The organism is Mycobacterium sp. M23085 (genome assembly GCF_045343915.1).
GTDB lineage: Bacteria > Actinomycetota > Actinomycetes > Mycobacteriales > Mycobacteriaceae > Mycobacterium.
In genome coordinates, this window is record NZ_CP174280.1 from 1,747,998 (window position 1) to 1,769,951 (window position 21,954).

At 67.4% G+C, this 21,954-nt stretch carries 22 protein-coding genes; all 22 read left to right on the forward strand.

Annotated elements, in window-relative coordinates:
• Positions 1-58 precede the first annotated feature (58 nt).
• Complete coding sequence (locus tag ACIUM1_RS07840; protein WP_406816636.1) at positions 59-1,462, forward strand: acyl-CoA dehydrogenase family protein; 1,404 nt, start codon at positions 59-61, stop codon at positions 1,460-1,462.
• Between the two features lie 33 nt (positions 1,463-1,495).
• Positions 1,496-2,701 (forward strand): acyl-CoA dehydrogenase family protein, encoded by a 1,206-nt coding sequence (locus ACIUM1_RS07845; RefSeq protein ID WP_406816637.1) that lies wholly within the window; start codon positions 1,496-1,498, stop codon positions 2,699-2,701.
• Positions 2,702-2,789: 88 nt separating this feature from the next.
• Positions 2,790-3,788: an acryloyl-CoA reductase gene (locus ACIUM1_RS07850; RefSeq protein WP_406816638.1), complete on the forward strand. Its 999-nt coding sequence runs from the start codon at positions 2,790-2,792 to the stop codon at positions 3,786-3,788.
• Positions 3,789-3,810: 22 nt separating this feature from the next.
• Positions 3,811-4,782, forward strand: coding sequence for an NADPH:quinone oxidoreductase family protein (locus tag ACIUM1_RS07855; RefSeq protein WP_406816639.1), 972 nt, complete (start codon positions 3,811-3,813; stop codon positions 4,780-4,782).
• Positions 4,783-5,019: 237 nt separating this feature from the next.
• Entirely contained in the window at positions 5,020-6,108 is a 1,089-nt protein-coding gene (locus ACIUM1_RS07860; RefSeq protein WP_406816640.1) for a homogentisate 1,2-dioxygenase, read from the forward strand.
• On the forward strand, positions 6,108-7,319 hold the full coding sequence (locus ACIUM1_RS07865; protein WP_406816641.1) for an alpha/beta hydrolase family protein: 1,212 nt from the start codon (positions 6,108-6,110) through the stop codon (positions 7,317-7,319). Before ACIUM1_RS07860 ends, ACIUM1_RS07865 begins: the two co-directional genes overlap by 1 nt.
• On the forward strand, positions 7,316-8,521 hold the full coding sequence (locus ACIUM1_RS07870; protein WP_406816642.1) for a CaiB/BaiF CoA transferase family protein: 1,206 nt from the start codon (positions 7,316-7,318) through the stop codon (positions 8,519-8,521). Before ACIUM1_RS07865 ends, ACIUM1_RS07870 begins: the two co-directional genes overlap by 4 nt.
• Positions 8,518-9,414, forward strand: a complete 897-nt coding sequence (locus ACIUM1_RS07875) for a hydroxymethylglutaryl-CoA lyase (RefSeq protein ID WP_406816643.1) — start codon at positions 8,518-8,520, stop codon at positions 9,412-9,414. Before ACIUM1_RS07870 ends, ACIUM1_RS07875 begins: the two co-directional genes overlap by 4 nt.
• Positions 9,415-9,428: 14 nt before the next feature.
• The gene (locus ACIUM1_RS07880; RefSeq protein WP_406816644.1) at positions 9,429-10,106 is read left to right on the forward strand and encodes a TetR/AcrR family transcriptional regulator; all 678 of its coding nucleotides are present in this window, start codon (positions 9,429-9,431) and stop codon (positions 10,104-10,106) included.
• Positions 10,107-10,114: 8 nt separating this feature from the next.
• Entirely contained in the window at positions 10,115-11,353 is a 1,239-nt protein-coding gene (locus ACIUM1_RS07885; RefSeq protein ID WP_406816645.1) for an acyl-CoA dehydrogenase family protein, read from the forward strand.
• Positions 11,353-12,345 carry a phosphotransferase family protein gene (locus tag ACIUM1_RS07890; protein ID WP_406816646.1) on the forward strand — a complete coding sequence of 331 codons (993 nt, stop codon included), beginning with the start codon at positions 11,353-11,355 and terminating at the stop codon, positions 12,343-12,345. Before ACIUM1_RS07885 ends, ACIUM1_RS07890 begins: the two co-directional genes overlap by 1 nt.
• On the forward strand, positions 12,342-12,680 hold the full coding sequence (locus ACIUM1_RS07895; protein ID WP_406816647.1) for a DUF6285 domain-containing protein: 339 nt from the start codon (positions 12,342-12,344) through the stop codon (positions 12,678-12,680). Before ACIUM1_RS07890 ends, ACIUM1_RS07895 begins: the two co-directional genes overlap by 4 nt.
• A 25-nt stretch (positions 12,681-12,705) precedes the next feature.
• Positions 12,706-13,107: a nuclear transport factor 2 family protein gene (locus tag ACIUM1_RS07900; protein WP_406816648.1), complete on the forward strand. Its 402-nt coding sequence runs from the start codon at positions 12,706-12,708 to the stop codon at positions 13,105-13,107.
• Positions 13,108-13,139: 32 nt separating this feature from the next.
• Entirely contained in the window at positions 13,140-13,676 is a 537-nt protein-coding gene (locus ACIUM1_RS07905; RefSeq protein WP_406816649.1) for a YceI family protein, read from the forward strand.
• A 54-nt stretch (positions 13,677-13,730) separates the two neighbouring features.
• The gene (locus ACIUM1_RS07910) at positions 13,731-14,132 is read left to right on the forward strand and encodes a hypothetical protein (protein ID WP_406816650.1); all 402 of its coding nucleotides are present in this window, start codon (positions 13,731-13,733) and stop codon (positions 14,130-14,132) included.
• A gap of 335 nt (positions 14,133-14,467) precedes the next feature.
• Positions 14,468-14,845: an NADH-quinone oxidoreductase subunit A gene (locus ACIUM1_RS07915; protein ID WP_406817586.1), complete on the forward strand. Its 378-nt coding sequence runs from the start codon at positions 14,468-14,470 to the stop codon at positions 14,843-14,845.
• Positions 14,846-14,853: 8 nt separating this feature from the next.
• Entirely contained in the window at positions 14,854-15,408 is a 555-nt protein-coding gene (locus tag ACIUM1_RS07920; RefSeq protein WP_007772881.1) for an NADH-quinone oxidoreductase subunit B family protein, read from the forward strand.
• A complete protein-coding gene (locus ACIUM1_RS07925; protein WP_406816651.1) occupies positions 15,405-16,112 on the forward strand; it encodes an NADH-quinone oxidoreductase subunit C in 708 nt (235 codons plus the stop codon). Before ACIUM1_RS07920 ends, ACIUM1_RS07925 begins: the two co-directional genes overlap by 4 nt.
• Positions 16,112-17,437 (forward strand): NADH dehydrogenase (quinone) subunit D, encoded by a 1,326-nt coding sequence (gene nuoD / locus ACIUM1_RS07930; RefSeq protein WP_406816652.1) that lies wholly within the window; start codon positions 16,112-16,114, stop codon positions 17,435-17,437. The genes ACIUM1_RS07925 and nuoD overlap by 1 nt, the downstream gene beginning before the upstream one ends.
• Positions 17,434-18,189 carry an NADH-quinone oxidoreductase subunit NuoE gene (nuoE, locus tag ACIUM1_RS07935; RefSeq protein WP_406816653.1) on the forward strand — a complete coding sequence of 252 codons (756 nt, stop codon included), beginning with the start codon at positions 17,434-17,436 and terminating at the stop codon, positions 18,187-18,189. Before nuoD ends, nuoE begins: the two co-directional genes overlap by 4 nt.
• Positions 18,189-19,529: an NADH-quinone oxidoreductase subunit NuoF gene (gene nuoF, locus ACIUM1_RS07940; RefSeq protein ID WP_406816654.1), complete on the forward strand. Its 1,341-nt coding sequence runs from the start codon at positions 18,189-18,191 to the stop codon at positions 19,527-19,529. The genes nuoE and nuoF overlap by 1 nt, the downstream gene beginning before the upstream one ends.
• A gap of 7 nt (positions 19,530-19,536) precedes the next feature.
• Positions 19,537-21,954 carry an NADH-quinone oxidoreductase subunit G gene (locus tag ACIUM1_RS07945; RefSeq protein ID WP_406816655.1) on the forward strand — a complete coding sequence of 806 codons (2,418 nt, stop codon included), beginning with the start codon at positions 19,537-19,539 and terminating at the stop codon, positions 21,952-21,954.

The following is a 21,954-nucleotide window of genomic DNA, read 5'->3' on the forward strand; positions in this document are numbered from 1 at the left end:
CTTACTCCGGAGTAAGGTTGGGGCTATCCGCATTGCCCAACGACCTGAGGCTGCTGAAATGACCGGTTCCGGTTCCAAGGAAACTTCAAAATCCGCCCGCTCCCGCGTCAAACGGCGCGACCATAAGTCGGCCGTCGGACTGCAAGCACACAAGCGCACCGGCGTCGACATCGCCATCGCGCTGATCACCCCGCTCGTCGGGCAGGAGTTCCTGGACAAATACCACCTGCGCGACCCGCTCAACCGCGCGCTGCGCTACGGCACGAAGACGGTGTTCTCCACCGCCGCCGCATCTTCCCGCGAGTTCAAGCGGATTCAGAACCTCCGCGGCGGGCCCACCCGGCTCAAGTCCAGCGGCAAGGACTATTTCGACCTGACGCCCGACGACGAGCAGAAGATGATCGTCGAGACCCTCGACGAGTTCGCCGAGGAAGTGCTGCGGCCCGCCGCACACGACGCCGACGAGGCGGCGACCTACCCCCACGAGTTGATCAGCAAGGCCGCGGAACTCGGCATCACCGCGATCAACATCCCCGAGGATTTCGACGGCATCGCCGCGCACCGGTCCAGCGTGACCAACGTGCTGGTCGCCGAGGCGCTGGCCTACGGCGACATGGGTCTGGCGTTGCCGCTGCTGGCCCCCGGTGGCGTGGCCTCCGCGCTGACCCATTGGGGCAGCGCCGACCAGCAGGCCACCTACCTGCCCGAGTTCGCCGGCGAGAACGTGCCGCAGGCATGCGTAGCCATCGCCGAGCCGCAACCGCTGTTCGACCCCACCCGGCTGAAGACCACCGCGGTGCGCACGCCGAGTGGATACCGGCTGGACGGGGTGAAGTCGCTGGTGCCGGCCGCGGCCGACGCCGAGTTGTTCATCGTCGGCGCACAGCTGGAAGGCAAGCCGGCGCTGTTCATCGTCGAATCATCGACGAAAGGCCTTGCCGTGAAAGCGGATCCGAGCATGGGGATTCGCGCGGCGGCCCTGGGGCATGTCGAACTGTCCGGGGTGACGGTGCCGGTGAGCGCCCGGCTCGGTGAGGACGAAGCGACCGACGAGGATTACTCCGAGGCGATCGCCCTGGCCCGGCTGGGCTGGGCGGCGCTGACCGTCGGCACCTCGCACGCGGTGCTGGACTACGTCGTCCCGTACGTGAAGGAACGCGAGGCCTTCGGCGAGCCGATCGCGCATCGGCAGGCGGTGGCCTTCATGTGCGCCAACATCGCCATCGAATTGGACGGGCTGCGGCTGATCACCTGGCGCGGCGCGGCCCGTGCCGAACAAGGCCTGCCGTTCACCCGCGAGGCGGCGCTGGCCAAGCGCCTCGGCGCCGACAAGGGCATGCAGATCGGTTTGGACGGTGTCCAGCTGCTCGGCGGTCACGGCTACACCAAAGAGCACCCGGTCGAACGCTGGTACCGCGACCTGCGGGCCATCGGCGTCGCCGAGGGCGTCGTCGTCATCTAAGTCGTTATCTAACTCGAGTGAGAAAGTTCAATCATGGCAATCAATCTGGAACTTCCCCGCAAGATGCAAGCGGTGACGACGAAGACGCATCAGGGCGCCGCCGAGTTGATGCGACCGATCGCGCGTAAGTACGACCTCAAGGAACACGCGTACCCGGTCGAGCTCGACACCTTGTTCAGCCTCTTCGAAGGAGCTTCGGAATCAATCGAATTCGCCGGAGCCAACGCGCTGGGCGGCGAGGATGAAGAACGGGACAAGAACCACAACGGCGCCAACATGGCCGCGCTGCTGCAGACCCTGGAAGCCAGCTGGGGCGACCTCGCGATGATGCTGTCGGTCCCCTATCAGGGGCTGGGCAACGCGGCCATCTCGGCCGTCGCCAACGAGGAGCAGCTGCAGCGCCTGGGCAAGGTGTGGGCGGCGATGGCCATCACCGAACCCGGCTTCGGATCGGACTCGGCGGCGGTGTCGACGACCGCCATCCTGGACGGCGACGAGTACGTGATCAACGGCGAGAAGATCTTCGTCACCGCCGGCTCCCGCGCCACCCACATCGTGGTGTGGGCGACGCTCGACAAGTCGCAGGGCCGCGCGGCAATCAAGTCGTTCGTCGTGCCGCGCGAGCATCCCGGGGTCACGGTCGAAAGGCTCGAGCACAAGCTCGGCATCAAGGGTTCCGACACCGCGGTCATCCGGTTCGACAACGCCCGCATTCCGAAGGAGAACCTGCTCGGCAACCCCGAAATCGAGGTGGGCAAGGGCTTTTCCGGGGTGATGGAGACCTTCGACAACACCCGGCCCATCGTCGCGGCCATGGCCGTCGGCGTCGGCCGCGCCGCGCTGGAGGAGATTCGCAGGATCCTCACCGAGGCCGGCGTGGAGATCTCCTACGACAAGCCCTCGCACGTCCAGAGCGCTGCGGCATCGGAGTTCTTGCGGATGGAAGCCGACTGGGAGGCCAGTTACCTGCTGTCGCTGCGTGCGGCGTGGCAGGCCGACAACAAAATTCCCAATTCCAAGGAAGCGTCGATGAGCAAGGCGAAGGCCGGCCGGATGGTCACCGACGTCACGCTCAAGACGGTCGAATTGGCGGGCACCGCAGGGTATTCCGAGCAGTTGCTGCTGGAGAAATGGGCGCGCGACTCGAAGATCCTGGACATCTTCGAGGGCACCCAACAGATTCAGCAGCTGGTGGTCGCCCGCCGCCTGCTGGGCCTGTCCTCCGCCGAGCTCAAGTAGCGATAGCGTTCAGGCGCTCGTTGGCGGGCGGTTGACCGAAAACGCACCGAGTGGAAATGGATCCATACGGTGAGGTTAGCGTCGAGATATGGACACATTTCAGGCGCTCGTCGCGCGACAAGATGGTGACCGGATAACCGCGTCGGTCGAGACTTTGAACCACTCCGACCTGCCGCCCGGCGATGTGACCATCCGGGTCCTGTATTCGAGCGTCAACTACAAAGACGCACTGGCGTTGACGCCGGGTGGCGGCGTGGTGCGCCACTACCCCGTGGTCCCGGGCATCGACCTGACCGGCGAGGTTGTCGAGTCGGCATCGACCGAGTTCGCCGTCGGCGACCAGGTCCTGGCCCACGGATATGCGATCGGCACCGGCCACCACGGCGGCTACGCCGAATACGCGCGGCTGCCGGCCGACCAGGTGGTGGCGCTCGGCGCGTTGAGCCCACATGAGGGCGCCGCGATCGGAACTGCCGGCTTCACCGCCGCGATGAGCGTGCAGGCGCTGATCGACTGGGGCATCGCGCCCGACGCCGGACCCATCGTCGTCACCGGAGCCACCGGCGGCGTCGGCTCGGTCAGCGTGGATCTGCTGGCGGCCGCCGGGTACCGGGTGGTCGCCTCGACCGGCAAAGCCGAGGCCGCCGAGCGGCTCAAAGCCCTTGGCGCCGCGGAGGTTATCGGCCGGCTGCCCGCCGATCCCGATGCGAAGCCACGGCCGCTCGGCAAGGCGCGCTGGGCGGGCGGGGTGGACTGTGTGGGCGGCGCGACACTGGCCGACGTGCTCGGCACGCTCGAATACGGTGGCGCGGTCGCGGCCAGCGGGCTCACCGGCGGGCCGGCCCTGCACACCACGGTGCTGCCGTTCATCCTGCGCGGCATCGCGTTGCTGGGCATGGACTCGGTGCTGATGCCGATCGGGCCGCGCCGCGAATTGTGGGCGCGACTGGGCGATTCGTTGCGGCCGCGTCACCTGGACTCGCTGGTCACCGACGTCGACGTGAAAGACGTCGTCGGCGTGATCGATCAGGTCCGCGCCGGAAAATTCTCCGGCCGGGCCGTGGTGCGGGTCGCAGGTGGATTTTGAGCCACCAGTAGGCTCTGCTGGCATGCGCGCGGTACAGGTGACTCGGCTCGATGGTCCGGACGCGGTCGAGTTGACCGACATTGACGAGCCGTCGGGCGACGGGGTCGTCGTCGACGTGCACGCCGCCGGGGTGGCCTTCCCGGACGCCCTACTCACCCGCGGTCTCTACCAGTACCGCCCGGAATTGCCGTTCGTGCTCGGCGCCGAGATCGCCGGCGTGGTCCGCTCGGCACCCGAGGGCGCGCACGTGCGCGCCGGCGACCGGGTAGTCGGCCTCACGATGCTGTCCGGCGGCATGGCCGAGGTCGCGGTGCTGGCCCCCGACCGAGTGTTCAAGCTGCCCGACAATGTGAGCTTCGAAGCGGGCGCCGGCCTGCTGTTCAACGACCTGACGGTGTATTTCGCGCTGACCGTCCGGGGCCGGCTGCAGCGTGGCGAGACGGTTTTGGTGCACGGTGCGGCCGGCGGCATCGGTACCTCGGCGCTGCGGCTGGCGCCGGCGTTGGGCGCCTCCCGCACCATCGCCGTGGTCAGCACGCGGGACAAGGCCGACATCGCCACGGCGGCCGGCGCGACGGACGTGGTACTGGCCGACGGTTTCAAGGACGCGGTGAAAGAGTTGACCCACGGCCGCGGCGTCGACATCGTCGTCGACCCGGTCGGTGGCGATCGGTTCACCGATTCGCTGCGCTCGCTTACTCCGGGCGGACGGCTGCTGGTGGTCGGCTTCACCGGCGGCGAGATTCCCACCGTCAAGGTGAACCGGTTGCTGCTCAACAACGTTGACGTGGTGGGGGTGGGCTGGGGCGCTTGGACGGGGACTCACCCGGGCGCCTTGGACGAGCAGTGGGCCGGACTCGAGCGGTTGCTCACCTCAGGAGAGTTGGCGCCGCCCGAGCCGGTGACCTACCCGCTGAAAGAGGCCGGAGCCGCCATCGCCTCCCTGGAGAACCGCGGCGCCAAGGGGAAGGTCGTGCTGCGCGTCCGCGATTAGGCGCGGCGCTTGCCCCCATCCGCCCCGCGGTTTCACCGCCGGGTGATCTGGCCGCTGTGAGGCGGGCATCAGGCCGATCTGGCCGGGCGAGACGCCTGTGGCGGTGGTGACCAACGGGCGAAGGTGACGACATCAGGCCAGCCATTACCTTGTGTGGCCCCAAAAGAGAAAGTAATGTCACTTTCAGTTTTGCACACCCGATCGCCCACCAGCTGGTCCCCAGCAGAGGAGCCGACCATGGAATCCTTTGTGCACCTGCGAAAAGGCCGAACACCGCGCCGCCTGCACGCCGACCTCGAAGGCCTCAAGGACGACGAATTGGGCCGGGGCGGATTCACCGGCCGCACCGCCAACCTGTACCGGCGCCACGATCCCACCGCCTACCGATCGGTCGGCCCGCTACGGCCCATCGACGTGCTGTCCAGCGAACTCAAGCCGTGCGACGCCACCGACGCGGACGGTGGACCGCTGCTGATGTTCAGCAACGACGACTGCCGAATCCTGTTGAGCCGTCGCCGCGAGCCGATGTCGTTCTTCGTCCGTCACGTCGACGGGGACCTGCTGTGCTTCGTCCACCAGGGCAGCGGTCTGGCCGAGACCGAATTCGGGCCGCTGCGCTACCGGGAGGGCGACTGGCTCTACATCCCGAAGGCGTGCACCTGGCGTCAGCTGCCCGACAGCGCGACGACGATGCTGATGATCGAGGCCACCGACGAGTTTCGAGTGCCCCCTGCCGGCGCGCTGGGCCGCCACTTCCCCTTCGACCCGTCGCAGGTCGTCATCCCCGAGCCGGTACCGGGCGAGGAGGCCGACGGCGAATTCGAGGTGCGGCTCATCCACCACGGCGGCCCGACAAGGCTGTTCTACCAGCACAATCCGCTCGACGTGGAAGGCTGGCGCGGGGACAACTTCGCGTTCACCTTCAACATCGCCGACTACAACGTGGTCACCTCCGACAGTGTGCACCTGCCCCCGACGGTGCACCTCTTCATGCAGGCCACTGGCGTCTACGTGATGAACTTCCTGCCCAAGCCCGCCGAAGGGGTTGCGGGCACCGAACGCACACCGTGGTATCACCGCAACGTCGACTACGACGAGATCGCCTTCTTCCACGGCGGCTCGCTCTACGGCATCCCGATGCCACCCGGGTTGATTTCCCATGCGCCACAAGGGGTTCACCACGGCGCACCGGAAAAAGCACGCGAACGGGCGCGCCGGAAATTCGACGACTACTCGCGCGTCGACTGGCAGGTGATCGCCATCGACACACGCCGGCGGCTGATCCCGTCGGCAGAGGTATTGGCCCACGACCTAGGACAACATTGATGACGCACGCCGATGACACCGCAGCCGCGAAGCCCAAGAAGTTCGAGTACGACCGAATCCCCTATCTCGTTGCCTTCCAGAACGATTCCGGAGTGCGAGACGTCTACGGCGGCCTGGCCGAGATCACCGTGCTGGAGAGCTACCTGCTCAAGCCGAAGGACCGGCCGTCGGACACCGTGCTGGTGTTCATGCATCCCATCGGCGGCGGCGCCTACCTGCCGATGACCAACGCGCTCGCCCGGGCCGGCCATCACGTCATCTACTGCAACAGCCGCTTCCGCGGCACCGACTCGGCGCTGCTGATGGAGAAGGTCGTCGAGGATCTCGGTGAGTGCATCAAGGACGCCAAGAAGCGGCTGGGCTACCAAAAGGTGGTACTGGCCGGGTGGAGCGGCGGCGGTTCGCTGTCGGTGTTCTACCAGCAACAGGCCCAGAATCCGACCATCACGTCCAGCCCGACCGGCGACGGCCCCGACCTGACCAAGCTCGACCTGCCCGCCGCCGACGGCATCATGTTGCTGGCCGCGCACATCAGCCGGCACGGCACGCTGACCGAATGGCTGGACGCGTCCATCCTCGACGAAACCGACCCCACCAAGCGCGATCCCGAGCTGGATCTGTACAACCCTGACAACCCGAACCAGCCACCCTACAGCCAAGAATTCCTGGACCGCTACCGGCAGGCGCAGATCGACCGCAACCGCCGCATCACCGCATGGGTCAGGGAAAAGCTGGCCGAACTGGCGGCCGCAGGCCGGCCCCATGACGAGTTCGGTTTCGTCGTGCACGGCACCATGGCCGACCCGCGGTGGCTGGACCCGGCCGTCGATCCCAACGAACGCGTCCCCGGCACCTGCTACCTGGGAGATCCACAGGTGGTGAACATGAGCCCGGTCGGGCTGGCCCGGTTCTGCACCCTGCGCGGCTGGCTGTCTCAGTGGAGCTACGACGACGCCCGCGGCGACGCGCTGGCCTGCGGACCCGACATCGCGATTCCCGCGCTGGTGATCGGTAATCTGGCGGATGACGCCTGCACACCCAGCCATACCCGGCGGCTGTTCCAGGCGATCGGACACGAGGATAAGGAAATGCACGAAATCCCCGGCGCCACACACTATTACGCGGGGCCCGACCAGCGCGACGCGCTGCGGACCGCCACCACCATCGTCACCGACTGGTTGGTGCGGCACGATTTCGCGAGCGCCGAATGAACGTCACCGGCCCGCTGGACGGCGTGCGAGTGCTCGAGCTGGGCACCCTGATCGCCGGGCCGTTCGCCGGCCGGCTGCTGGGCGACATGGGCGCCGATGTCATCAAGGTCGAACTGCCCAAAGCCCCGGACCCGCTGCGCACCTGGGGCCAGGCCGAATTGGACGGCCAGCACGTCTTCTGGACCGTGCACGCACGCAACAAGAAGGCGATCACCCTCGACCTGCGCCAGCCCCGCGGACGTGACCTGTTCTGCGACCTCGTCGAGAAATCCGACATCGTGGTGGAGAACTTCCGTCCGGGAACACTGGAAAAGTGGAACCTGGGCTACGACGTGCTCAGTGAGCGCAATCCGGGCATCATCCTGGTCCGGGTCTCCGGCTACGGGCAGACCGGACCCGAGGCCACCAAGGCCGGCTACGCCTCGGTCGCCGAAGCGGCCAGCGGGCTGCGCCATCTCAACGGTTTCCCGGGCGGCCCGCCGCCCCGGCTGGCGCTGTCGCTCGGCGACAGCCTGGCCGGCATGTTCGGCGCACAGGGCGCGCTGGCCGCGCTGTACCGACGCAGTGTCACCGGACGCGGTCAGGTGGTCGACGTCGCGCTGACCGAATCATGCTTGGCCGTACAGGAATCCACCATTCCCGACTACGACGTCGGCGGGGTGGTGCGCGGGCCGTCGGGTACCCGGCTGGAGGGCATCGCCCCGTCCAACATCTACCGCAGCGCCGACGGCTCGTGGGTGGTGATCGCGGCCAACCAGGACACCGTCTTCGCGCGGCTGTGCAAGGCGATGGGCCGCCCCGAGCTGGCCACCGACGACCGATTCGCCACGCACGTCGCCCGGGGCCGCAATCAAGACGAACTCGACAACATCATCGGCGCTTGGGCCGCGCAACGACAACCCGGCGACATCATCGAAACCCTTTCCGCCGCAGGCGTGATCGCGGGACCGATCAACACGGTCGCCGAAGTCGTCAACGACCCGCAGTTGCGGGCCCGCGGCATGCTGGTCGAGCACTACGACGAGCGCCTGCGGCGCACCGTGTTGGGGCCGGGCGTCGTTCCGCTGCTCTCCGAGTCACCCGGGCAGGTTCGCAACGCCGGCCCGGTGCGACCCGGCCAGCACAACGACGACGTCTTCATCGGGCTGCTGGGCAAGACGGCCGAGGAGCTCGAGGAGCTGCGCGCCGAGGAGGTGCTATGACCGCCCGTGTGGACATCCGTGAGGTGGCCCTGCGCGACGGGCTGCAGATCGAAGCGCCGATCCCGTTGTCCGCCAAGCTCGAACTGCTGGCCGCGGTGGCGGCCACCGGAGTTCGTGAGGTAGAGGTCACCGCGTTCGTCTCGCCGACCAAGGTGCCGTCGATGGCCGATGCCGCCGAGCTGGCCGCCCATTTGCATGACTATCCCGACATCGAATTCTCGGCGCTGGTGGCCAGTCCCAATGGCGCCAAGCGGGCCGTCGCCGCCGGCTTGCGCTCCATCGAATACGTGGTGGCCGCCGACGACACCTTCAGCAAGGCCAACGTCGGGCGCACCAGCGCCGAGGCCACCGACCAGATCGACGAGATCGTCGCGATCGCGCACCAGAGCGACGTCACCGTCGAAGTGGTCATCGCCACCGCCTGGGATTCGCCGTTCGAAGGCCCCACCCCGCCCCAGCGGGTGCTCGAAATCGCCGCGGCCGCCCGCGACCGCGGCGCCGACCGCCTGTCGATCGCCGACACCATCGGCACCACCACCCCGGGCCGGGTGAGTTCGCTGATCGCACAACTGCGTCCGGTGATCGGCGACCTGCCGCTGGGCGGGCACTTCCACAACACCCGAGGCTCCGGACTGGCCAGCGCCTACGCCGCGGCCGGCGCCGGGGTGACCCGGCTGGACGCCTCGGTCGGCGGCTTGGGCGGCTGCCCCCTCGCGCCGGGCGCCACCGGCAACATCGCCACCGAGGATCTGGTGTACCTGCTCGGCGACAGCGGGATCGACGTGGACGTCGACCTGCAGGCCGCCATAGCCGCGGCCGGCGTGGCGAAGTCGGTGGTGGGGCACGATTTGCCGAGCGCCCTGTTGCGCGCCGGCGACCGCCGGAGACATTAAGTGCGGGGGAACTGATGTCAGCCCCGGAGGCGAACCGCGAGCTGACCGCCAAAGGCCGCCAGACCAGGCAGGCGATCGAGCAGGCCGCCCGGAAGCTGTTCGCCGAACGGGGCTTTCACGGCACCACCCTAGCCGACATCACGTCGGCCGCGGGGAAATCCCCGGCGGTGTTCTACCGATATTTCACCGACAAGGAAGACCTGCTGGCCGCCCTCGCGGAATCGTTCCTGCACGAGGTGGTGACCCGATCGGGACTGAGCGTCCACCTACCGGACTCTCCCCCGCAAGCGGGTGGTGCCCGCACCGACGACGACGACTTTTTTACTGCGGTGGTCACCGGTTACTGGAACCTGTTCAAACAGAACATCGGCATCATGATCGCGGTGGCGCAGCTGGCCGCCACCCAACGGCGCTTCGCGGCCGTGCAGAACGAATTCCGGCGATTCGGGATGGATCTCGTGGCGGCCTCGGTGCGCCGGGCGCAGGAGCAGGGTTACGGCGCCGAGCTGCACCCCCAGCACACCGCGGCGGCCATCGCGTTGCTGTTCGAAAACTTCACCACCGTGTTCGCCAGCACTTTGGGGCCTGCGGCCCAAGCGGGCCTCGGTCTGAACATCAGCGACGAAGATGCCGTGGCGACCTTGGCGACGGTCTGGAAGAAAACCCTGTACGGCGGCCCGACGAGACCTTAGGGAGACACGTGGATTTCACTCTGCCAGAGCACCTTCCGGGCCTGCTCGCCGAGATGGATGAGTTCATCGAGGCCGAGATCAAGCCGCTGGAACGCGAGAACATGCAGTATTTCGATCAGCGCCGCGAGCACGCACGCACCGACTGGGACAACGACGGGATCCCGACCCGCGAGTGGGAGGATCTGCTCTCCGAGATGCGCAGGCGCGCCGACAGGGCCGGCTGGTTGCGCTACGGCCTGCCGGCGTCGCTGGGTGGCCGCGACGGCAGCAACCTCGACATGGCAGTCATCCGGGAACACCTGGCGCACAAGGGTCTTGGCTTGCACAACGACCTGCAGAACGAATCGTCGATCGTCGGCAACTTCCCGCAGGTGATCATGATGGAGCGGTTCGGCACCGACGAGCAACGCAAGGAATGGTCGGAGGCGCTGATCACCGGGGAACGGTCCATGGCCTTCGGCCTGACCGAGCCGCAACACGGCTCGGACGCCACCTGGCTGGAAACCCACGCCGAACGCGACGGCGACAGCTGGGTGATCAACGGCTGCAAGCGGTTCAACACCGGCGTGCACCGCGCGACCCACGACCTGGTCTTCGCACGCACCTCCGGTGAGCCGGGCAGCCCCGTGGGCATCACCGCGTTCCTGGTGCCGACCGACTCCCCCGGATTCGACGTCCCGTATTACTGGTGGACCTTCAACATGCCCACCGACCACGGCGAGGTCGAGCTGACCGATGTTCGGATTCCCGCCGACGCGGTACTCGGCGAGGTGGACCGCGGCCTGGAAGTCGCCCAAACCTTCTTGCACGAGAACCGAATCCGGCAAGCGGCAAGCAGCCTGGGCGCGGCGCAGTACTGCATCGACCGCGCGGCCGAATACGCCGCTGGCCGAACGGTATTCGGCAAGCCGCTGTCGGTCAACCAGGCCGTGCAATGGCCGCTGGCCGAGTTGGCGACCGAGGCACAGATGGTGCGTCTACTGGTGCAGTACGCCGCCTGGCATCTGGACCGCGACCACCACATGGAGGTATCCGACAAGGTGTCGATGGCCAACTACCGCGCCAACCGGCTGGTCTGTGATGCCGCCGACCGCGCCATGCAGGTCTACGGCGGCCTCGGCTACAGCCGGCACGAACAGTTCGAGCACATCTACCGCCACCACCGCCGCTACCGGATCACCGAGGGCGCCGAGGAAATCCAGATTCGCCGGGTGGCGCAGCGGCTGTTCAAGTTCGGCAAGAAGTGATGGGCAGCGGCGAGGCAGCAGAACTGGGCACCAAACTGGCCCGGCTGCTCACCAAAGTCCTCGGGGCCGACACCGCGGTCGAGAACCTGCGCGCGTTGACCGGTGGCGCCAGCAGAACCACCTGGGCGTTCGAGGCCGTCACCGACGCGCAGCGTCGTGCCCTGATCCTGCGCACCGGCCCACCCGACGATGTGCATGCCGGCATGGAGCTCGAAGCCAGGACGCAGGCCGCCGCGCGCGCAGCAGGCGCTCCGGTTCCCCATGTCTTGATCGCCGACAATTCGCCTGCCGCCCTGGGCAATCCGTTCCTGATCTGCGACGAGATCAAGGGCGAGACCATCGTGCGGCGCATCCAGCGTCAGCTCGACGGCGCCGACGGACACCCGGCCCGCGCGCGGCTGCTACAGCAGTGCGCGCAGGCGGTGGCCGCCATTCATCGCGCCGATACGGACATTCCGGACCTCGCCCACGAGGACCAACTCGCCGAATGGCGTCAGCGCCTCGACGACATGGGCGACACCACCGCGACCTTCGAATGGGGGTTTCGCTGGCTGGCGGCCCACCGTCCCGAACCGTCGCCGGCGGTGTTGGTGCACGGCGACTTTCGGATGGGCAACCTCATCGTCGACGGATCGAACCTTGCCGCCGTGCTGGACTGGGAGCTGGTGCACGTCGGGCAGGCCTACGAAGACCTGGCCTGGTTCTGCATCCGGGCCTGGCGGTTCGGCGCCCCGGCCAGCCTCGGCGCGGGTGGCCTGGGCAGCGTCGAAAGCTTCCTGCGAGCGTACGAGCAGGCCAGCGCGACTACCGTCGACCGGGTGGCCTTTCACTGGTGGCTGGTGCTGGCCACGTTGCGCTGGGGTGTCATCTGCCGTTTCCAGGCGGAACGGCACCTGAGCGGCCAACACCGCTCGGTCGAGTTGGCCACCATCGGCCGCCGCGTGTGTGAGACGGAGTGGGATCTCCTCGAGCTGCTCGAGGCGCGGCCGTGATCGGCGCATACGGTCGCCCGCTGGCCGCCGAACTCGTGGCCGCGGTCGCCGAATTCCTGGAGAACGACGTGCGCGGTGCGACCGAAGGACAGGTCAACTTCCAGGCCCGGGTCGCGGCCAACGCATTGCGCATCGTCGAGCGCGAACTGCTCGACGACAGCGACGAGGAATCCCGCGCGGCGCTGGCCGGCCTGGGCTTCGCCGATGAGGAACAGCTGGCCGCGGCCATCCGGGCCGGCCGAATGGACGGGCACGCGCAACAGGTCACCGCCTGCCTGCGCACCCTGGTACGACGCCGACTGGCCGTCGCCCACCCCCGATACGACAGCGAGTAGCCCGGCGATCAGATAGGAGCCCGACATGCCGGCTTCCAGCACCGAGACCGTCATCGAGGCGGCCAACCGCCTGTTCAGGGCGATCGAGCGAAGCGATGTCGCCGCGGTTGACGCGATGTGGAGCAACGACATCGCGGTGTGGCGCGTCGGCTCGCGGCGCGACGACGACAAGAGGCGCGCGATGCGGGTCATCGACTGGTTCATCGGCGCAACCACGCAGCGTCGCTACGAAATCCTGGACCGGCAGCTCTTCGATGACGGCTCCGCCCGGGGCTTCGTCCAGCAGCACATCTTGCACGCCACCGGGCTTGCCGGGCAGTCGATCTCGCTGCGGGTCTGCATCGTGATCCGGGTGGGAACCGACGGCCTGATCGAGCGGATCGATGAATATTTCGATCCCGCCGGGATCGCGCCACTGCTGAACTAGCGCTAGATTCGCCATGACACATTGGGGGTGACATGACGACTTTGGAGACACTGCTTCACGATCCCGACATGGCCGGCGTGTGGAACCTGGTCCCGGATCGCTCTGCCATCACTTTCAAGGTCAGGAACATGTGGGGTCTGCTGAACGTCAAGGGCCGCTTCACCGACTTCACCGGCGACGGCCAACTGACCGACAAGGGAGCGGTTTTCGGCCGCGTCGACATCCGGGCCGCCTCGATCGACACCGGCATCGGCCGGCGCGACAAGCACCTGCGCTCGGCGGACTTCTTCGACGTCGACCGGTTCGGTGAGATCAGCGTCGTCGTCACCGCGGTGCAGCCGACGAAGGGCAAGGCCGCCGACCTTCGCGCCAACTTCACCATCAAGGGCGTCACCGAGGAGGTTCCGCTACCGGTCACGATCTGCGAGCTCGACGACGGCTCGATCCGAATCACCGGCGAGACCAAGCTCGATCGCGGTCGGTTCGACCTGGGTTGGAACCAGCTCGGCATGATGAGTTCGACGGCAACGGTCGCGGCGGACCTGATCTTCGTGCGCGTATCGCGATAATGATTTCTGCGGGCACCCCGCTGAACCCGGTACCGCACCAGTAGCATCTGCACCGTGTCCGACTCCACCATCGCCCTGCGGATCCTCGTCTACAGCAGCAATGTCCAAACCCGCGAACGGGTGATGCGGGCGCTGGGCAAGCAGTTGCATCCCGATCTGCCCGAGCTGAGCTACGTGGAGGTGGCGACCGGGCCCATGGTGATCGCCACGATGGACAAGGGCGGTATCGACCTGGCCATCCTGGACGGCGAGGCCACCCCGACCGGCGGCATGGGAATCGCGAAGCAGCTCAAAGACGAACTCGAGACCTGCCCGCCCATTGTCGTGCTGACCGGGCGGCCCGATGACGCGTGGTTGGCCTCCTGGTCGCGCGCAGAGGGCGCGGTGCCGCATCCCATCGACCCCATCCTGCTGGGCCGCACCGTGCTCAGCCTGCTGCGAGCCCCGGTTCGCTGAGCCAGCCCTGCCGGCCCCGCCGGCACGGCGACCGTCGCCCACGCGACGTTGCTGACGACGGCCCATCCGCCCTGGCGACGCCGTCTGATCTTGAGCGCCGCAGCGATCGGCGCCGCCACGCCTTTGCTGGTGTTTTTCCACCGGCTACCGAGTTTGCGCAGCACAGCGCGACATCCCGCCGCCAATACTGCAAAACGGCCACCCCCGACAAGCGCGCCGCTCGCCGCGCCGCTATGTTGTAAATCACTGTGACGGGCTTGTGGCCCGGTTCGTCACAGCAGCCCGGTTACCGCCTGGCCGCTGCAGGCGGCTCGTACGACGGATCATGGAGCGAGTTGAACGTCTACATACCCATCCTGGTGCTAGGCGCCATCGCCACCGCCTTTGCCGTGGGCTCGGTGGCGATCGCGAGCCTGGCCGGCCCGTCACGTTTCAACAAGTCGAAGATGGCGGCCTACGAGTGTGGAATCGAACCCACCGAGACGTCGGTGAGCGGCCCGCATGCGACCGCCGGGCAGCGCTTTCCGGTGAAGTACTACCTCACCGCGATGCTCTTCATCGTCTTCGACATCGAAATCGTGTTCCTATACCCCTGGGCGGTCAGCTATGACGCGCTGGGCACGTTCGCGCTGGTCGAAATGGTGATTTTCATGCTGACGGTTTTCGTGGCCTACGCCTATGTGTGGCGCCGCGGCGGCCTGACGTGGGATTGAGGTAAGACGTGGGTCTTGAGGAACAGCTGCCCGGCGGGATCCTGCTGTCAACAGTCGAGAAGGTCGCGGGCTACGTCCGCAAGAACTCGCTGTGGCCGGCGACGTTCGGGTTGGCCTGCTGCGCCATCGAGATGATGGCAACGGCCGGGCCAAGATTCGACATCGCGCGGTTCGGCATGGAGCGATTCTCGGCCACCCCCCGGCAGGCCGATCTGATGATCGTCGCCGGGCGGGTCAGCCAGAAGATGGCTCCGGTGCTGCGGCAGATCTACGACCAGATGGCCGAGCCGAAATGGGTGCTGGCCATGGGCGTCTGCGCGTCGTCGGGCGGAATGTTCAACAACTACGCGGTCGTGCAGGGCGTCGACCACGTGGTTCCGGTGGACATCTACCTGCCCGGCTGCCCGCCGCGACCGGAGATGCTGCTGTACGCAATCCTGAAGCTGCACGAGAAGATTCAGGAGATGCCGCTGGGCGTCAACCGGGAAACCGCCATCGCCGAAGCCGAACAGGCGGCGCTGTCGGCCCGGCCCACCATCGAGATGCGCGGACTGCTGCGATGAGCTCACCCAACCAAGACCCGGGAGAAGCAATCAGCCGCGCCGACGAAGAAGTCATCGACGTGCGCCGCGGCATGTTCGGCGCCAAGGGCTCGGGCGACACGTCCGGTTACGGACGGCTGGTGCGCGAAGTCCTGCTTCCGGGCAGCACCCCGCGACCCTACGGCGGCTATTTCGACGAGGTGGTCGACGGCCTGGCCGCGGCCCTGAGCAAGGACGACGTCGAATTCACCGACGCCATCGAAAAAGTCGTCGTGTACCGCGACGAGCTGACCTTGCACGTCCGACGCGACGCGCTGGAGCGGGTCGCCCACCGGCTGCGCGACGACCCGCAGTTGCGCTTCGAAATGTGCCTGGGCGTCAGCGGGGTGCACTACCCGCACGAGACGGGCCGCGAACTGCATGCGGTCTATCCGTTGCAGTCGATCACGCACAATCGCCGCGTCCGCCTGGAAGTGTCTGCGCCCGACAGTGACCCGCACATCCCGTCGCTGTTCCGGATTTATCCGACCACCGACTGGCACGAGCGGGAGACCTACGATTTCTTCGGCATCATCTTCGACGGGCACCCGTCGCTGACCCGCATCGAGATGCCCGACGACTGGCACGGACATCCCCAGCGCAAGGACTACCCCCTCGGCGGCATTCCCGTCGAATACAAAGGCGCACAGATACCCCCGCCCGACGAGCGGAGAGCGTACAACTGATGAGCACCACCACTGAATCGACGCACGACGGCGCCGGCGAGACCTTCGTGGTCGCCGGCGGCCAGGACTGGGACAAGGTCGTCGAGGCCGCCCGCGGCGCAGACCCCGGCGAACGCATCATCGTCAACATGGGCCCCCAGCATCCGTCCACGCACGGGGTGCTGCGGCTGATCCTGGAAATCGAGGGCGAGACGGTCACCGACGCCCGCTGCGGCATCGGGTATTTGCACACCGGCATCGAGAAGAACCTCGAATACCGCTACTGGACCCAAGGTGTCACCTTCGTGACCCGGATGGATTACCTCGCACCGTTTTTCAACGAGACGGCCTACTGCCTCGGTGTGGAGAAGCTGCTCGGCATCACCGATCAGATTCCGGAGCGGGTCAACGTCATCCGGGTGATGATGATGGAGCTCAACCGGATCTCGTCGCATCTGGTGGCGCTGGCGACCGGCGGCATGGAACTGGGCGCCATGACCCCGATGTTCGTCGGGTTCCGCGGACGCGAGATCGTGCTGACGCTGTTCGAATCGATCACCGGCCTGCGGATGAACAGCGCCTACGTCCGCCCCGGCGGCGTGGCGCAGGACCTGCCGCAGGGCGCCGAGGCCGAAATCGTCGAAGGCCTCAAGGGGCTCAAGCAGGTGCTGCGCGAAATGGGCGGTCTGCTCAACGAGAACGCCATCTGGAAGGCCCGCACCCAGGACGTCGGATATCTGGATCTGACCGGATGCATGGCGCTGGGCATCACCGGCCCGATCCTGCGCGCCACCGGGCTGCCGCACGATCTGCGCAAGAGCGAGCCGTACTGCGGATACGAAAACTACGAATTCGACGTAATCACCGAAGACACGTGTGATGCTTACGGGCGCTACATGATTCGCGTCAACGAGATGTGGGAGTCGATCAAGATCGTCGAGCAGTGTCTGGACAAGCTGAAGCCCGGTCCGATCATGGTTGAAGACCGCAAGATCGCCTGGCCTGCCGACTTGAAAGTGGGCCCCGACGGCCTGGGCAACTCGCCCGAACACATCGCCAAGATCATGGGCGGCTCGATGGAGGCGTTGATTCACCACTTCAAACTGGTCACCGAGGGCATCAGGGTTCCCGCGGGCCAGGTCTACACGGCGGTGGAATCGCCGCGCGGGGAGCTGGGGGTGCACATGGTCAGCGACGGCGGCACCCGGCCCTACCGGGTGCACTACCGGGACCCCTCATTCACCAATCTGCAGTCGGTGGCGGCGATGTGCGAAGGCGGGATGGTCGCCGACCTGATCACCGCGGTCGCCAGCATCGACCCGGTCATGGGCGGGGTGGACCGGTGACCGGGCCGCAGGGACAGCCGGTCTTCATCCGGCTCGGTCCGCCGCCCGACGAGCCCAACGCGTTCGTCGTCGAGGGTGCACCCAAGACGTATCCGCCCGAGGTGCGGGCCAGGCTGGAGGTCGACGCCAAGGAGATCATCGGCCGCTATCCGAGCAAGCGTTCGGCGCTGTTGCCGTTGCTGCACCTGGTGCAATCCGAGGATTCCTACCTGACACCGGCCGGCCTGGAGTTCTGCGGTGAGCAGCTGGGCCTCACCGGGGCCGAAGTGTCCGCGGTGGCGAGCTTTTACACCATGTATCGCCGCGGCCCCACCGGCGATTACTTGGTGGGCGTCTGCACAAACACGTTGTGCGCCATCATGGGTGGCGACGCCATCTTCGACGCCCTGAAAGACCATTTGGGCATCGGCAACGACGAGACGACGGCCGACGGCTCGGTGACGTTGCAACACATCGAATGCAACGCCGCCTGCGACTACGCACCGGTGGTGATGGTGAACTGGGAGTTCTTCGACAACCAGACGCCGGAGTCGGCGCGCGAACTCGTCGATTCGCTGCGTTCCGGTGAGCCGCAGCCACCCACCCGCGGTGCTCCGCTGTGCGTGTTCCGCGAGACGTCGCGCATCCTGGCCGGTTTGCCCGACGAGCGTCCCGACCAGGGGCAGGGCGGCGCCGGCGCCGCGACCCTGGCCGGCCTGAAGGTGGCCAAGGAACACGGCATGGCTGCGCCCAGCGCGCCGGAAGGCCAGTGATGACAACAACTTCTGACACTTCGCAGGCGACGCCGCTGACCCCGGTCATCAGCCGCTTCTGGGACGATCCGGAGTCCTGGACCCTCGAGACTTACCATCGCCACGGCGGCTACGAGGCGATGAAGAAGGCGCTGGCCATGGAGCCAGACGCGGTGATCGGGCTGGTGAAGGACTCCGGGCTGCGCGGACGCGGCGGCGCGGGATTCTCCACCGGGACGAAGTGGTCGTTCATCCCGCAGGGCGACACCGGAGCGGCAGCCAAACCGCACTACCTGGTGGTCAACGCCGACGAGTCGGAACCCGGTACGTGCAAAGACATTCCGCTGATGCTTGCGACGCCGCACTTCCTCGTCGAGGGCGTCATCATCGCCGCGTACGCGATCCGTGCCAGCCACGCGTTCATCTATGTTCGCGGCGAGGTGCTGCCGGTGCTGCGCCGCCTGCAGAACGCGGTGGCGGAGGCCTATGCCGCCGGCTACCTGGGCCGTGACATCAACGGCTCGGGCTTCGACCTGGAACTGGTGGTGCACGCCGGGGCCGGCGCCTACATCTGCGGCGAGGAAACCGCGCTGCTGGACTCGCTGGAAGGCCGGCGCGGCCAGCCGCGGCTGCGCCCGCCGTTCCCGGCCGTGGCCGGGCTGTACGGCTGCCCTACGGTGATCAACAACGTCGAGACCATCGCCAGCGTGCCGTCGATCATCGGCAACGGCGTGGACTGGTTCCGCTCGATGGGCAGCGAGAAATCCCCGGGCTTCACGCTGTACTCGCTGTCCGGCCACGTCGCCCGGCCCGGCCAGTACGAGGCGCCGTTGGGAATCACGTTGCGGGAGTTACTCGCCTACGCCGGTGGCGTGCGGACCGGGCACCGGCTCAAGTTCTGGACACCCGGCGGCTCGTCGACCCCGCTGCTGACCGACGAGCACCTCGATGTGCCCCTGGACTACGAGGGCGTCGGCGGCGTCGGCTCGATGCTGGGCACCAAGGCGCTGGAGATCTTCGACGAGACCACCTGCGTGGTGCGCGCGGTGCGGCGCTGGACGTACTTCTACAAGCACGAGTCGTGCGGAAAATGCACCCCGTGCCGGGAGGGCACCTTCTGGCTCGACCAGATCTACGAGCGGCTGGAAACCGGCAAGGGCACCAGCGAGGACATTCAGAAGCTGCTGGACATCTCCGACACCATTCTCGGAAAGTCGTTCTGCGCGTTGGGCGATGGCGCGGCCAGCCCGGTGATGTCGTCGATCAAGTTCTTCCGCGACGAGTACGTCGCGCACGTCGAGGGCGGCGGGTGCCCCTTCGACCCACGAGACTCCATGCTGACGCCGAACGGAAAGGCTTGAGGCACCCATGACGAGTGCGGCCAAGACCGAGACCGGTGACGAGGTCCGTCCGCCGGACATGGTGACGCTGACCATCGACGGCAACGAGATCAGCGTTCCCAAGGGGACTCTGGTGATCCGGGCGGCCGAATTGATGGGCATCCAGATCCCCCGGTTCTGCGACCACCCGCTGCTGGAGCCGGTCGGCGCGTGCCGGCAGTGTCTGGTCGAGGTGGAAGGCCAGCGCAAGCCGATGGCCTCCTGCACCACGGTCGCCACCGACGACATGGTGGTGCGCACCCAGCTCACGTCGGAGGCCGCCGACAAGGCCCAGCACGGCGTGATGGAGCTGCTGCTCATCAACCACCCGCTGGACTGCCCGATGTGCGACAAAGGCGGTGAATGCCCACTGCAGAACCAGGCAATGTCCAACGGCCGCACCGATTCCCGGTTCACCGATGTCAAGCGCACCTTCGCCAAGCCGATCAACATCTCGTCGCAGGTCCTGCTGGACCGGGAGCGCTGCATCCTGTGTGCGCGCTGCACGCGGTTCTCCGAGCAGATCGCCGGCGACATCTTCATCGACATGCAAGAACGGGGCGCCCTCCAGCAGGTCGGCATCTACGCCGACGAACCGTTCGACTCGTACTTCTCGGGCAACACGGTGCAGATCTGCCCGGTGGGGGCGCTGACCGGGACCTCGTACCGGTTCCGGGCGCGTCCGTTCGACCTGGTTTCCAGCCCCAGCATCTGTGAGCACTGCGCGTCCGGATGCGCCCAGCGAACCGATCACCGCCGCGGCAAGGTGCTGCGACGGCTGGCCGGTGACGATCCCGAAGTCAACGAAGAGTGGAACTGCGACAAGGGCCGGTGGGCCTTCACCTACGCAACCCAGGCCGATGTGATCACCACTCCCCTGATCCGCGACGCCGACGGCTCGCTGCAACCGGCCTCGTGGTCGCATGCGATCGCCGTCGCGACAAAGGGCCTGGAAGCGGCGCTTGGCCGCACCGGCGTGCTGGTCGGCGGCCGGGCGACCCTCGAGGATGCCTACGCCTACTCCAAGTTTGCGCGAATCGTGCTGGGCAGCAACGACATCGACTTCCGCGCCCGGCCGAGTTCGGTCGAGGAGGCCGACTTCCTGGCGGCGCGGATAGCGGGCAAGCCGATCACCGTCAGCTACGCCGATCTGGAATCGGCACCGGTCGTCGTCCTGGTCGGCTTCGAGCCCGAGGACGAGTCGCCCATCGTCTTCCTGCGGTTGCGCAAGGCGGTCCGCAAGCACGGCTTGCCGGTCTACGCCATCGCGCCGTTTGCCACCCGCGCGCTGACCAAGATGTCCGGGCGGCTGATCAAAACCGTTCCCGGCGCCGAGGCGTCGGCGCTCGACGGGTTGGCCACCGGCGAGGTGGGCGACCTGCTCTCTACCGCGGGTGCGGTGATCATGGTCGGCGAACGGCTGGCCGCGGTGCCCGGCGGATTGTCCGCCGCGGCCCGGCTCGCCGACACCACCGGCGCCCGGCTGGCCTGGGTGCCACGGCGCGCGGGCGAGCGGGGCGCGCTAGAGGCCGGTGCGTTGCCGGGCCTGCTGCCCGGTGGCCGTCCGGTCGACGACGAGACGGCCCGGTCGCAGGTCGCGCAGGCGTGGAACGTGTCCACATTGCCTTCTGCCCGTGGACGTGACGCCGACGCCATCCTGGCCGCCGCCGCCGACGGCACGCTGGGCGCGTTGCTGGTGGGTGGTGTCGAGCCCGACGACTTCACCGATCCGCAGGCCGTGCTGGCGGCGCTGGACGGCGTCGGCTTCGTGGTCAGCCTCGAGCTGCGGCACAGCGCCGTCACTGACCGCGCCGACGTCGTCTTCCCGGTCGCGCCGACGACGCAGAAGGCCGGAGCATTCATCGACTGGGAGGGCCGCATCCGGCCGTTCGAAGCCGCGCTGCGCGGCACCGCCCAGCAGGCCAGCCAATCCGACCATCAGGTGCTCGACACGCTCGCCGACGAAATGGGTGTGTATCTGGGCATGTCCACCGTCGGGGTGGCCCGCGACGAACTGGCCGCGCTGCGGCACTGGGACGGCAAGCGTCCCGCCGGCCCGGACGTCGCCGCGCCGGAAGTCGCCCAGCCGGCCGCGGGTGAGGCGATATTGGCCGGCTGGCGGATGCTGCTGGACAACGGCCGCATGCAGGACGGTGAGCCACATCTGGCGGGAACCGCGCGCAAACCCGTCGCCCGGCTGTCCGCCGATACGGCCGCCGAAGTCGGCGCCGCCGACGGCGACGCGGTGACGATCAGCACGCCGCACGGATCCATCAGCCTGCCGCTGGTGATCACCGACATGCCCGACCGGGTGGTGTGGCTTCCGGTGAACTCGCCCGGCTCGTCGGTGCACCGCCAACTCGGCGTATCGGTTGGCAGCACAGTCAAGATCGGAGTTGGCAAGTGA